Here is a 13043-nt window from a genome sequence, read left to right as displayed (position 1 = left end):
GGACTGTTTTTATTATTAAGCACATACATAATATAGTTATATACAGGTTAATACCTTTTAAAAAGCCCCGTAAGTTATAACTTACGGGGCTTTTTTAGTTAATTTTTTATTTGATACTCTTTTTTTAATTTACTTATTTGCACTTTATGTGAAAGCAAAAATGTATCAAATTGCTTAACTACCTCAGGATAGTCAATCGACGATAATAAAAAGGCTTGTAAATCTGTCGGCAATTCGTTTTGAAAATAAACGGGTCGGGTTAATTTGAAATATTTAACAATATTATAGTTTAATACATCGTTAGATATGTAAATACACTCCACTCGCTCTTTTAAAAGCATCTCTATTAATTCCATTACGTTAGCGGTTTCAATTAGCTCAACGTTTTCGTTATTCATTAAAGGTTTAAAGCTTTGAGACGTAAACCCTCTCACCGTTGCAAAACTAACGCATTCATCAATAGTGATATTTTTATTTAAACTCGCAATACCCGTTTTAGTCACAACGGTTGGCTGCGAATAAATAATTTCATTTAAATCACCAAAGGAAGCTTTATAACTTGGTTTCCATTGAGGGTTATCAGGATATTTAAAATCAACATGATGGTGATCAATGAATTCTTTATAGAGACGATTAATTGGCAGCGTGTAAAACTCAAATTCAAAATCGTGCTGCTGTGCAAATAAAGTGAGCAACTCTTCACTGAAGCCATAATAGTCAGCACCATTTGTTCCACTACCATCAAAGTAAGGTAGATACTCTATATTCTCTACGCCGACGACATAGTGGGTTGCCGACTTAGCATCGGTTATAAAAATTAATAAAGCTAAAGGCAAATACATTAACTGCGTTGTTATTTTTACAAATCGATTCATTAATAACCTAAGTAATATTATTGACGTTTTCCTGAACGCTTTAATTTTAACAAATTTGCAAAGAATATGATAAATCTATTTTATTTTATGCAAAAAAAAGCCTGATTAAAATCAGGCTTTACAAAGTAAAAGGTTTAGCTTTTATCTCTTGGTACAAAATCGAGTACTGTTGCGTTTATACAGTAGCGGTCTGTGCCTCTAGGGCCTTCTCCTGGGAATAAATGTCCAAGATGAATACCTGTACTTTTAGAACGTAGCTCAATACGTGTTATTCCCCAGCTGCTATCGTCATGCTGCGTTACACTACTTTTTACTGGGTGCTTAAACGACAACCAACCAGTACCGGAGTTAAACCTATCGCTTGTATCAAATAGCGGCTCTCCACTTAATTTATCAACAAAAGTACCATCAGGTGTATTTTTAAACTCTTTGTACTCTTTACAATAAGGTCTATCTGTTCGTGCATCGAATGCAACTTTATAAGCATCACTGTTACCTAATTTAAAAGCGCCTAATGCTTTATAAAACTCTTCAGGTGTTGCATAGCCTTGACGGCCATATACCTCAACGCCATTTTCTAGAAACAAAATAGTCGGCGTTGCCCACGTGGCTGACTTAATAGTTAAATCATTAAGTTGGTCAGCATGACGAAATGTCATAGGTATTGTGCCTTTGTAATCATTTGCGACTGCTTTTTTAAATTTTTCACAGTACGGGCAGTAATCACGAGAATCAAGTACCACTATTTGCTTACCTGCGAGTAGAGCACTGTTGTCTGCTTTTTCTACGGGTGTTTTATTAAAAACTACGCCTGTAGAATGATCGGGGCAATAGCCATTAGGGTTCTTTTCTAGATAATTTTGGTGATATTCTTCTGCCGATACAAAACCTGTAAGCGGTTTAATAACCGTTTCGATTTTGCCGTAGCTCGCATCAGTTAAAAGCTGCTGATATTGCGATTTAACTTGCTCAGCTACTTTAGCTTGTGCATCAGTAGTCGTTAATACGATTGAACGATATTGCGTACCGATGTCGTTACCTTGGCGATTTTTTTGCGTAGGATCGTGACTTTCAAAATAGTTTTTTAAGAGATCTTCTGCTGAAATTATATTACTGTTATACATAACTTGCACAACTTCAGCATAATTGTTCTCGTCAAAACGACGAGACTGATCAGTAATATTTCTGTACGTTGCTTTAAACCCATTACCGTCAGCATAACCCGACTCAGCATCAATAACGCCATTAAGCGCTTCGTAGCGTTTTTCTGCTCCCCAAAAACAACCAGACCCCAGTACAATGGTTTCTACATGCATGGTGGCTTCTACATTACTGTGTTCTACCTTTTCCATAGATAAAGCAAAGCTGCCTGCGCTAAATATAATAGCAGCGCCTGATAAATATAATAAATGCTGGTGTTTCATAAAGTACCTCATAAACAAGTGCGTGCTAATTAAGACCTCCTTATCTTAATTTTCATTTCAACCTAATTACTTATTTAGTACGAAATGTATTAAGTTTTAGTCCTCAATAAGTTAAATACGATTAATTGAATATAAAAACACTCTTAAAGTAAGCTGGGTAAATAAACACTAAACATAACCACTTAGTCGCAATGGTGTAAATAAATTAATAAAACTGTGTTACGTTTAAATTATGTTGTACAAATAGGTTTATTTAATGAAGCCAGCTCCCCATATTTATGCATTAACAAACAGTAGTTTACTACTTGATGCATCGCATTTAGACGCTACAGATAGACTCTCTATTCAAAAGAAAATTTGGGCTTTAGCTAGCCACTGTAAAAGCACTGATGAATTTAGCGATTTGGTGCCAGCCATGAACTCGCTCACTCTCTATTTAAAATCAGATAAACACTTAAATAAGTGGTTACAAGTGCTACCTTCGCTGTGGAATGATATTAAAACGAGTACTTTTAAAGGGCAACATCACTTAATCGAAACCATATACAAGGGTGAGGATATTAATTACGTGGCTCGTTATCACAATTTAAGCGCTGATGAGGTTATTAATATTCATAGTAAAACCAAATACTACGTTTTGTTTTTAGGCTTTCAGCCCGGTTTTGCTTACCTACATGGTTTAGAAGAGCAATTACATACACCAAGGCGTGATGAGCCACGCATTAAAGTTCCTAAAGGCTCTGTTGCAATAGGTGCTGCACAAACCGGAATTTACCCCGCAGATACCCCTGGTGGTTGGCACATAATAGGTCATACAGATACTGCTTTGTTTGATTCGAACTCTGAGCAACCTTGTTTAATTCAACCAGGCGATACGCTTGAATTTGTTCCGCTAGTTAATAAAGGAGCAACTCATGATTAAAGTACTTAAAAGTGGTGTATTACTTACAATTCAAGATTTTGGCCGTAGTGGCTACCGCCATCTAGGTGTAAGCAAAGCGGGCAGCTTAGACCCCTTTGCACAAATAATTGCTAATAGATTACTTAACAATAACGACAATGATGCCGTTTTAGAAATAACTGTTGGTCTGTGCGAGCTGGAATTCACCTGCGACACAGTAATTGCGCTTCATGGTGCAGATTTGCAAGCAACCCTTGATGGACAAGCAATTTACCCTGGTTGGACATACACAGTAAAAAATAAACAAGTACTGAGCTTTGCTACTGGTAGAGCTGGATTAAGAGCTTATTTAGCAGTGAAAGGCGGTATACAAAATACTGAAGTTATGGGCTCTAAATCTACAGATTTAAACGCATGTTTTGGTGGTATTGAAGGTAGAGCTCTCGCCACTGGTGATGAAATACCCATTACTCCTTATTATGGAGAGTTTATAAAAGTAGGCGCAATTGCTCCCGCCCAGCGCAAGCTTATACGACTGCACCCAAGCCCTCATGCTAATTTGTTAGGCGAGCCTTTACTTAACAACTTTGTATCTACCCCATTTAAAGTTAGTAGTAACAGCAACCGAATGGGCGTAAGGCTTGAGCATAAAAATAATTTGGCACATTCGCACTCTTTGCCATCACTAGGGGTGAGTCCTGGGAGTATTCAACTGCCACCGAATGGTGAGCCTATTGTGCTACTTAACGATGGTCAAACAACCGGGGGTTACCCTCTTTTAGGGACTGTAATTGAAGCCGACTTACATCAATTTGCACAATTTAGACCCTTAGATACTGTTGAATTTAAATATGTAACGTTTGAAGAAGCAGCAAAGGCGAAGCAGAAACTTGACGGGCACCTACATCAATTGAGCCTTGCACTTAAAAATAACCTATAAAATATTCTAGAATCAACACGCCCTAGATTTTAAAAATAGGTACCATGTAATAAAGGTTCAAATTCCGACGGCCGTTATCTTACTCGCCGTTAATATTATTTTAATGTATAGCTTGGTGTTTAATGACTAAATCAACTTCTACTATGCCGTGTGTATTAATAACTGGCTTTGCTCCTTTTGGTGGCGAAGCTATCAATCCTTCTTGGCAAGCAGTGCAAAAACTTGATGAAACTATCATCATGAAACACAAAATATGCACACTAGAACTTGCCTGTGAATTTAATACGTCTATCAGTCAGCTTATAAACGCCATTGAGTCACACAATCCGGCGGTTGTTTTATGTATAGGCCAAGCTGGTGGGCGCAGCGAAATATCAATTGAGCGTATTGCAATAAACGTTGACGATGCACGCATTAAAGACAATGCAGGTCAGCAGCCTATCGATACACCAATAGAAAAAAATGGCCCTGATGCCTATTTCACAAACTTACCCATAAAGCGCATGTTACAAGCATTGCACAACAGCAATATACCTGCTGCCATTTCCAATACAGCAGGTACGTATGTGTGTAATCACGTTATGTATGGTCTTATGCATTACATAAATGATCACTGCGCTGTAATGAAAGGTGGCTTTGTGCATATTCCTTATTTACCAAGCCAAGCTGTGCACCACAATGGCGCACCAAGCATGAGCGAAGAAACCGTTATTAATGCCCTGAGAGTTATGATTGCACAAGCTTTGAACAACAATAGCGACGTAAAAATAGCAGCAGGAACCACGCATTAACCACTTTGGTGCAATTACATCTAGCTTGGTGCATAAATTATTCTTAATTAATTGTAAAAGCTATGTGACTTGAGTAATTTTTTCTGATAAAACAAGGTTTCGCAGCACAGCAAATTGGCTCTGCTGCACACATAATAGGAATGAGGAGTTACTATGTGTTCAATTTTTGGGGTATTAGATATTAAATCTGATCCCACTCAATTGCGTACCCAAGCAATTGAAATGTCAAAGCTGCTTAGACACCGTGGCCCAGATTGGTCTGGTGTATATGCATCTGAAAAAGCTATTTTAGTGCATGAGCGTTTAGCTATTGTTGGTGTATCAAGCGGTGCGCAGCCTTTATACAATCCTGAAAAAACAAATATTTTGGCGGTTAACGGCGAGATTTATAATCATAAAGAACTTGCAGCAGAGTTAGACGTTGATTTTACTTTTCAAACTCAATCAGACTGTGAAGTTATTTTAGCGCTGTATAAACAAAAAGGGCCTGACTTTTTAGATGATCTAAATGGCATTTTTGCATTTTGTTTATACGACGAAGAAAATGACGCTTACTTAATTGGCCGTGACCATATTGGTATTATCCCGCTTTACACCGGTCACGACGAGCACGGTAACTTTTACGTTGCTTCTGAGCTAAAAGCACTTTCTCCAATTTGTAAGCATATTGAAGAATTTCCACCAGGGCATTACCTGTATAGCAAAGATGGCAAAATGACGCCTTATTACAAACGTGATTGGGAAACATTTGATGCAGTTAAAGATAACAGCGCAGAAGCGCAAGACGTTAAAGATGCATTAGAAGCGGCCGTTAAACGCCAATTAATGTGTGACGTGCCTTACGGTGTATTACTATCTGGTGGTTTAGACTCATCGGTTATCTCTGCTATTACCCAGCGCTTTGCTGCAAAACGTATTGAAGATAACGACGAAAGCGACGCATGGTGGCCTAAGCTGCATTCTTTTTCAGTAGGCCTTGAAGGCTCGCCTGATTTAGCGGCTGCACAAAAAGTAGCTGACATGATTGGTACTATTCACCACCCTATCATTTTTACCATTCAAGAAGGTATTGATGCATTACGTGAAGTGATTTACCACATAGAAACCTATGACGTAACAACTATTCGTGCCTCTACACCTATGTACCTAATGGCTCGCCAAATTAAAGCAATGGGCATTAAAATGGTGTTATCTGGCGAAGGTGCTGATGAGCTATTTGGTGGTTACTTATACTTCCATAAAGCCCCTAACGCACAAGAGTTTCATGAAGAGCTAAACCGTAAAGTATCAAAACTGCATATGTTTGACTGTTTACGTGCTAATAAATCAATGGCGGCATGGGGCGTAGAAGCACGTGTACCGTTTCTTGATAAAGAATTTGTTGATGTTGCTATGCGTATCAACCCTGAAGCTAAAATGTGTAAAGATGGAAAAATTGAAAAACACATTTTACGTGAAGGCTTTGAAGGTTACTTACCTGATGAAGTGCTATGGCGTCAAAAAGAGCAATTTTCAGACGGTGTAGGCTACAGCTGGATTGATACCTTAAAAGAGTTTGTAAATGAGCAAGTGAGCGATCAAGAGCTTGAAAATGCTAAATTTAAATACCCTATTAATACGCCAGATTCAAAAGAAGCTTACTACTACCGTACTATTTTTGAATCGCATTTCCCTGGTGATGCATCAGCTAAATGTGTACCGCATGGTAAATCGGTAGCGTGTTCGACTCCTGAAGCACTTGCATGGGACGCATCGTTCCAAAACAATGCTGATCCATCAGGTCGTGCTGCGGGCGTTCATAACGACGCATATGCAAGCAAAGGTTAATACTCTTTGTTTAGCCAAGCGTAAGCCTAAATGGCTTACGCTTCGCTTTATAGAGCTCACTTCCACCGAATCTGTTTTTTATAGCTCTGCACATAACTTAAAAGGCTCAAGCGCTTTAATTGTTATTTATAAAAATGGGTTAACATCAAAAACAATGCAATATATTGCATCACAATCAACTTACCCTGCTACCGTATTTTTAAATCAAAATGAGATAGCTAAACGCCATTGCAATATTCGCTGGTTTAACCAAACAAGTGAAATTAAACGCTGCGGACATGGCACTTTAGCGGCCGCTAATTTTTTAATAGGTTATTTGGGTTATTGCCCTGAAGTATTTACTTCAATGAGTAATGAGCGCTTTACTATAAGAGTAAAAAAACAACGCGCTCAGCTGTTACTAAAAAGCATAGAGCCTAAAAAAAGCGAGTTAGCTGAAGGTGAGTTAAAAAGTGTGTTTTCAGTAGCAATAAAAGCAGCCTACACTACCGCTGATAAAAACGGTTATACGGTTGTATTATTTAGTAAAGAATTTAGTAAAGAATTCGATAAAGCAGTTGAAAAAGACGATTTAAAAAGCTTACAAGTTGATTTTAACGCGTTGAATAAACTCCATAAGAATGCTGTTATAGCGCTCAGTATAAAAAATATAGACAAAAAAAAAACCATAGCGCATTTTAGATACTTTGCACCCCAGTTTGGTGTAAATGAAGACAGTGCTACAGGCTCTGCGGTATCTGTTATTGCCCCCCTGCTATTTAGACTGTACGGTTTAAATAAAGCCAAGCTTATACAACAATCAAATAATGGCGCATTGCTAAACTATGAGTTTAACAATGCTAAAGTTGTCATTTACTAAACATAACTTAAGTAATGCTTAAAGCGGTCTTAATAAACACAGGGCAAAATAGTTACTATCGTCTTGCCATGTTTGCTCTAACTTTAAATTAGCTTGCGCTGCAAGCTGCTTAAACGACTCGAGCGTGTACTTGTGAGAGTTTTCTGTATGGATACTTTCGCCTTCTATAAAGTCTATTTGCTGATCATTTATAATCACGCTTTGAGTACGATTACTTACTAAATGCATTTCGATACGGCTATGTTGCTCGTTAAAGCGTGACTCGTGGCTAAAATTATCTATATTAAATGTGCCGTTTAGCTCGTTATTAATACGTTGTAGTAAGTTTTTATTAAATGCGGCGGTAACTCCCGCTTTATCGTTATATGCATCAAGTAACACTTGGCGCTCTTTTACTAAATCAACCCCAATTAATACATAACCATTTACACCGCATAAGCGATGGAAATTATTCATAATTTCTATGGCTTTAACTGGGGCAAAATTACCAAGAGTAGAGCCCGGAAAGTACACCAAATTAGTTTGACTGTCTAAAGCGGTGTCTTTGGTTAGCTGTTTGACCATTTGGCTATGTGTAAAGTCTCCTAATAATGGCGAAATTGCCAAATCTGGAAATAACGGTGACAAATGTGCAAGTGAATAACTGAGCATCTCCTCAGATATTTCAAACGGTACAAAGGTTTTAACGTTTGCCATATGCGCTAATAAATAGGCTACCTTTTTACCCGAGCCACAGCCGGGCTCTATAATAGAGAGATTTTCAGGTAGCATTTGAGCAATCGACTTTGAGTGTTGCGCTAATATAGAAAGCTCAGTACGTGTAACATAATACTCTTGTAAGGTTGTTATTTGCTCAAATAATGCAGCACCTTTATCATCATAAAAATATTTACACGGAAGCGTTTTTTGTTGTTGAGTTAATCCGCTTATCACGTCGTTTAGAAATTCAGTGTCGGTTATGTTGCTTTGCTTAATCGCTGTTACTTGGCTCATACTATATCCTTAGCTAGTCTTATCCCGCTGCACATCCACGCTTGATGCGGGTAATAAAAATTACGGTATGTTTGTCGTAAATGGTTTTGAGGGGTAAACACACACCCACCACGTAACACCATTTGGTTATTCATAAACTTACCATTGTATTCCCCTGCTATTCCTTCAATAGGCTTAAAACCGGGGTATGGTAAATATGCACTGTTCGTCCATTGCCAACACGAATCAGTTAACTGATTTATTTCAGTATCACTCTTTGCTTGCTGAGGTGTTAGGTAGTGATTATTAATCTCTGTTGAAGGTGTATTTTTAGCTGCATATTCCCATTCGAACTCTGTAGGCAAGCGAGCCTTTACAAAATTAGCATAGGCACTGGCCTCAAAATAACTAACATGACAGATCGGGGCATTTAAATTGAGAGGCTCTAATCCATAGTGTGTAAACTCAAACCACTCGTTATCTATACAATGCCAAAATAATGGTTGCGTTAGAGCGTTGTTTTGTATATTTGCCCAACCGTCGCTTAACCAATACTGTGGATTGCTGTACGCGCCTGCTTTTATAAAGTCTAAATATTCCCCATTAGTGACCAACCTATTGGCGAAGCTAAATGGATGAATTAATACTTGGTGTTTAGGGCGCTCGTTATCGTATGCAAATTCATCGTCGGCATTTGTACCTATATTAATAATGCCTTGCTCAAAGTTTATAAAATTAAGGGGCTTAATATCTGCTGATTTGTTTTGGCTGTTTAAAGGCGATGTTTTATATTGCGGAAATAATGGATTTACTGAAAAGTTATATTTGATGTCCATCAGCATTAGTTCTTGATGCTGTTGCTCGTGGTGTAACCCAAGTTCAATAATATCTTTAATTTGTGGGCTAAATTCAGTTTTAAGTAATTCAACCACACAGCTATCTACATGCTCTCTATAAGCTAAAACTTCATCTAAACTAGGCCTAGATAAACTACCTCGGTGTGCGCGCTTAAATTGCTCTCCAATCCCATTGTAGTAAGAATTAAAAAGCATTCTATAGTGAGAGTTAAACACAGTGTACTGCTTGCAATAAACACTAAGTAAAAACGTTTCAAAAAACCACGTCGTGTGCGCTAAATGCCATTTACTTGGGCTGGCATCTGCCATAGCTTGTAATTGGCAATCTTCTACAGTGAGTGGTTCAATAATAGCCAGGCTTTCGCCTCTAACGCTGTAAAAGCGTTTAACAAGTTCGTTTTGATTGGTATTGTTTAAAGCGCATTCACGCATAATAGTATTAATCCTTTGCCTATCTATTTATAAAATATAGCTTAGTGTTGTGTTAAATCATATTCATATTACAACTTGATTAAAGATGCTTATCAGCTTATAAATTTATACTAGCCCTGAAGGGAAATTTGCTCTTTACTGCTCAGCTTTTAATTATTCTCACGTGTATGTAAGCATGTAGAATAACGCAGATTTGAAACAGCACCGTTAGGTTACAAACTTAGGATCGATTAAATCGCTCCTAAATAGAACAAATTTCAATCCTAAAAGGTCAACAAGCCCTAGTATTTAAGCATTAATTAAGTTGCTTAAAAGTGATCTTTTTTTACTTAGCCAAGTAAATTAATACTTTTAATAGCAAACTAAATTTTAACGTTCACTGAATTTACAATTTTAGGGCTTTTTAAATAAAAGAATCATGAATTTGGCTATATAAACAGCGTTTTAAATGCAAATTCATTTACATTTAATATTTAACTCATACACTACTAGCTGTATGATCACTCTTCAAATTAGTTAGTCTTCAAATAATTATGGTATTACATTTACTTAATATTTAAAGGCTAATGTAATTCGATATAACGCCGAATTTATTTTGGCTTGTTAGGACAACTAAAGAGGTATTGCATGAAGGAAAATCATGACAAATATAGTATTGACAGTACAGACTACACTGTAGGTCAAGACAACGTACAAAAATGGGGGCTTGATATACATAACTCTGTTTTCGGCATAAGTGCCGGACTGATTGTCATTTTTTTAATCGCCATTCTTGTTACCGATCCACAAACGGCTAAATCTGCTCTTGATGGTATAAAAACAGATATTATCAATAACTTTGACGCCTTATTTATGTGGGCTGCTAATTTTTTCGTTGTTTTTTGTTTAGCGCTTATTGTTTCACCTTACGGTAACATTCGTTTAGGTGGTGATGATGCTAAACCGACTCATTCACGTATCTCATGGTTAGCTATGTTATTTGCTGCGGGAATGGGTATTGGCTTAATGTTTTGGGGCGTTGCTGAACCACTTGCTTATTATACAGGCTGGTTTGAAACACCACTGAATGTAACACCTAATACACCCGAGGCGGCAAAAGTAGCAATGGGTGCGACTATGTTTCACTGGGGCCTTCACCCGTGGGCTATTTATGCCGTTGTAGGGCTTTCGCTTGCATTTTTTACTTATAATAAAGGCTTGCCACTGTCTATTCGTTCTATCTTTTATCCTATTTTAGGTGATAGAGCATGGGGCTGGCCAGGTCACCTTATCGATATTTTAGCCGTGCTTGCAACCCTGTTTGGTCTTGCTACTTCTTTAGGACTTGGGGCACAGCAAGCTTCTGCAGGTATAGACCATGTATTTGGTACCTCAGGCGGAGTTGGTTCACAAATTTTAGTCATTATAGGTGTTTCACTTTTAGCTATTGTTTCAGTAATTCGAGGGATTGATGGCGGTGTTAAAGTACTTAGTAATGCCAATATGCTAATCGCCTTAGTTTTGCTTATCTTTGTTTTTTTAGTAGGCTTTGCTGTTTCTGTAGGTAATATCCCAACTACTGTTATGGGGTATATAGAAAATATCATCCCACTAAGTAATCCTCATGGTCGTGAAGATGAAACTTGGATGCACGGGTGGACTGTATCTTATTGGGCATGGTGGATTTCTTGGTCACCGTTCGTAGGTATGTTTATCGCGCGTGTATCACGTGGTCGTACAATTCGTGAATTCTTAATTGCGGTATTGCTTGTTCCTACTGCTGTTACTATTTTATGGATGTCTATATACGGCGGAATTGCAATTGATCAGGTAATCAACGGTGTAGGTGAACTAGGTGCTAATGGCCTAACTGAAGTACCTTTAGCTATGTTCCAAATGTTTGATGCATTACCTATGGCGAACATTTTATCATTTGTAGCAATTATTTTAGTATTGGTTTTCTTTATTACTTCATCGGACTCTGGTTCTTTGGTAATTGATTCAATCACTGCCGGTGGCAAAATTGATGCTCCAGTACCACAGCGTATTTTTTGGGCTGTGACTCAAGGTGCAGTAGCCGCTGCATTACTTTGGATAGGCGGGACTGAAGCGATTCAAGCACTTCAAGCTGGCTCTGTATCAGCAGGATTACCCTTCACTATTGTATTGTTATTTATGTGTTTAAGCTTAGTTTTAGGTTTACGAACTGAGCCTCGCTCAATTAAATAATACTTTGAGTAAGTAACACTTTTACTTAGTAACAAAAGCGCCGCAATTTTTGCGGCGCTTTTTTGTTTAACTATTTAAAATCATACCAATTTGCTTAATAAAGTGATCTATTTTGTGGCAGGAAAATCGTATCGATAGTAAGGCAAAAATTTCGTTATTTAGTTATTCTAAATGAGAGATTTTTAACGCAGCTAGCGTCAGGTTTAACACTCAAAATCATTAAAGCATTATTGCGTATTAGTATTATACCCACAACTCTGAAATTGGAGTATCTACACGGTAATGATGACTCAGTTGCGCTTGTAGGAGCTCGGCTGTAGCAAGCGCATCCGTTAAAGCATTATGGTTATTATATGGAGGTAATGAGTATCGCTCGCGGCAATCTGTTAATCTGAGCGATCCAAGTTTTGTGTTAAACAATCGGCCTAATACTCCCTGCCTTGCTTTTAGTGCTCTTTTTTCTAGCTCCATTGTATCAACAAGTGCAAACTCAATACCTTCTTTAAGCCTCAGTAATAACGCATTATTTAAAAAATGGCGCTCTATTGCAGCGTAATGCACCACGACAACCTTACCACTTAGCGCTTCAAGTAAAGGTTCAATAATTCGATTAAAGTCAGGGGCATCATCCACCTCAGAGTGCGTTATTCCATGGATTAAAATAGACTCTTCATGCAGGTTACGTCTTGGTTGAACAACCCAATGACGGCTGTGCTTACAATAAATACGCTTTAAATTAAATGGCACTAAGCCAACACTCACAATATCGTCGTTTTGGCTATTTAAACCTGTTGTTTCAAAGTCCATTGCTACAAAAGGCACATCTTCTACAGCGGCTTTATCTTGGTTATAAGCACCTGCATAAAAGTGTTTTAGAAGTTTATTTTCGGTGTTGTTGGCAAGCTCGTTGTATCTAGCTTGCCAATCAACTGCTTTGTAATTACGCGGATTCATAGG

Annotated in this window: 11 protein-coding genes and 1 pseudogene; 7 read left to right on the top strand and 5 right to left on the bottom strand. The window is 37.8% G+C overall.

The annotated features are described in order from the left end of the window. Window positions 1-98: 98 nt before the first annotated feature. Together P20429_RS10410 and msrA are read right to left on the bottom strand one after the other, a co-directional pair. On the bottom strand, window positions 99-875 hold the full coding sequence (locus tag P20429_RS10410) for an amino acid ABC transporter substrate-binding protein (protein ID WP_007583094.1): 777 nt from the start codon (window positions 873-875) through the stop codon (window positions 99-101). A gap of 134 nt (window positions 876-1009) precedes the next feature. After that, window positions 1010-2299 (bottom strand): peptide-methionine (S)-S-oxide reductase MsrA, encoded by a 1290-nt coding sequence (gene msrA, locus P20429_RS10415; protein ID WP_007583093.1) that lies wholly within the window; start codon window positions 2297-2299, stop codon window positions 1010-1012. Between the two features lie 256 nt (window positions 2300-2555). Between msrA and pxpB the strand changes: the two genes are divergently transcribed. From pxpB to P20429_RS10440, 6 genes and pseudogenes are all read left to right on the top strand, one after another. Beyond that, window positions 2556-3221 (top strand): 5-oxoprolinase subunit PxpB, encoded by a 666-nt coding sequence (gene pxpB / locus P20429_RS10420; RefSeq protein ID WP_007583091.1) that lies wholly within the window; start codon window positions 2556-2558, stop codon window positions 3219-3221. After that, window positions 3214-4140 (top strand): biotin-dependent carboxyltransferase family protein, encoded by a 927-nt coding sequence (locus tag P20429_RS10425; protein WP_007583088.1) that lies wholly within the window; start codon window positions 3214-3216, stop codon window positions 4138-4140. Before pxpB ends, P20429_RS10425 begins: the two co-directional genes overlap by 8 nt. A gap of 34 nt (window positions 4141-4174) precedes the next feature. Further along, window positions 4175-4270: pseudogene (locus tag P20429_RS21050) on the top strand (5-oxoproline transporter, DUF979 family subunit); the annotation flags it as partial. Beyond that, on the top strand, window positions 4263-4931 hold the full coding sequence (pcp, locus tag P20429_RS10430; protein ID WP_007583085.1) for a pyroglutamyl-peptidase I: 669 nt from the start codon (window positions 4263-4265) through the stop codon (window positions 4929-4931). The pseudogene P20429_RS21050 and the gene pcp, both read left to right, overlap by 8 nt. 153 nt (window positions 4932-5084) lie before the next feature. Continuing rightward, on the top strand, window positions 5085-6758 hold the full coding sequence (gene asnB / locus P20429_RS10435) for an asparagine synthase B (RefSeq protein ID WP_007583083.1): 1674 nt from the start codon (window positions 5085-5087) through the stop codon (window positions 6756-6758). Further along, the gene (locus P20429_RS10440) at window positions 6742-7617 is read left to right on the top strand and encodes a PhzF family phenazine biosynthesis protein (protein WP_007583080.1); all 876 of its coding nucleotides are present in this window, start codon (window positions 6742-6744) and stop codon (window positions 7615-7617) included. Before asnB ends, P20429_RS10440 begins: the two co-directional genes overlap by 17 nt. A gap of 18 nt (window positions 7618-7635) precedes the next feature. Here the strand turns inward: P20429_RS10440 and egtD are convergent, their stop codons facing one another. Continuing rightward, the gene (gene egtD, locus P20429_RS10445) at window positions 7636-8610 is read right to left on the bottom strand and encodes an L-histidine N(alpha)-methyltransferase (RefSeq protein ID WP_007583078.1); all 975 of its coding nucleotides are present in this window, start codon (window positions 8608-8610) and stop codon (window positions 7636-7638) included. Further along, window positions 8607-9878: an ergothioneine biosynthesis protein EgtB gene (egtB, locus tag P20429_RS10450; RefSeq protein WP_007583076.1), complete on the bottom strand. Its 1272-nt coding sequence runs from the start codon at window positions 9876-9878 to the stop codon at window positions 8607-8609. Before egtB ends, egtD begins: the two co-directional genes overlap by 4 nt. A 627-nt stretch (window positions 9879-10505) precedes the next feature. Here egtB and P20429_RS10455 point away from each other — a divergent pair. Then, entirely contained in the window at window positions 10506-12086 is a 1581-nt protein-coding gene (locus P20429_RS10455; RefSeq protein ID WP_007583074.1) for a BCCT family transporter, read from the top strand. 243 nt (window positions 12087-12329) lie between these two features. Here P20429_RS10455 and P20429_RS10460 read toward each other — a convergent pair whose 3' ends face one another. Continuing rightward, a complete protein-coding gene (locus tag P20429_RS10460; RefSeq protein ID WP_007583073.1) occupies window positions 12330-13040 on the bottom strand; it encodes a 3'-5' exonuclease in 711 nt (236 codons plus the stop codon). Window positions 13041-13043 lie beyond the last annotated feature (3 nt).

Origin of the sequence: Pseudoalteromonas sp. BSi20429, assembly GCF_000238895.1 — a bacterium.
GTDB lineage: Bacteria > Pseudomonadota > Gammaproteobacteria > Enterobacterales > Alteromonadaceae > Pseudoalteromonas > Pseudoalteromonas arctica.
This window is presented reverse-complemented; position numbering and strand designations above follow the sequence as displayed.

Excerpts from the sequence above, each read along its gene's own strand:
- P20429_RS10455 (WP_007583074.1), top strand. The coding sequence starts at position 10,506 with ATGAAGGAAAATCATGACAAATATAGTATTGACAGTACAGACTACACT.
- pxpB (WP_007583091.1), top strand. The coding sequence starts at position 2,556 with ATGAAGCCAGCTCCCCATATTTATGCATTAACAAACAGTAGTTTACTA.
- msrA (WP_007583093.1), bottom strand. The coding sequence starts at position 2,299 with ATGAAACACCAGCATTTATTATATTTATCAGGCGCTGCTATTATATTT.
- pcp (WP_007583085.1), top strand. The coding sequence starts at position 4,263 with ATGACTAAATCAACTTCTACTATGCCGTGTGTATTAATAACTGGCTTT.
- asnB (WP_007583083.1), top strand. The coding sequence starts at position 5,085 with ATGTGTTCAATTTTTGGGGTATTAGATATTAAATCTGATCCCACTCAA.
- egtB (WP_007583076.1), bottom strand. The coding sequence starts at position 9,878 with ATGCGTGAATGCGCTTTAAACAATACCAATCAAAACGAACTTGTTAAA.
- P20429_RS10410 (WP_007583094.1), bottom strand. The coding sequence starts at position 875 with ATGAATCGATTTGTAAAAATAACAACGCAGTTAATGTATTTGCCTTTA.
- P20429_RS10460 (WP_007583073.1), bottom strand. The coding sequence starts at position 13,040 with ATGAATCCGCGTAATTACAAAGCAGTTGATTGGCAAGCTAGATACAAC.
- P20429_RS10425 (WP_007583088.1), top strand. The coding sequence starts at position 3,214 with ATGATTAAAGTACTTAAAAGTGGTGTATTACTTACAATTCAAGATTTT.
- P20429_RS10440 (WP_007583080.1), top strand. The coding sequence starts at position 6,742 with ATGCAAGCAAAGGTTAATACTCTTTGTTTAGCCAAGCGTAAGCCTAAA.
- egtD (WP_007583078.1), bottom strand. The coding sequence starts at position 8,610 with ATGAGCCAAGTAACAGCGATTAAGCAAAGCAACATAACCGACACTGAA.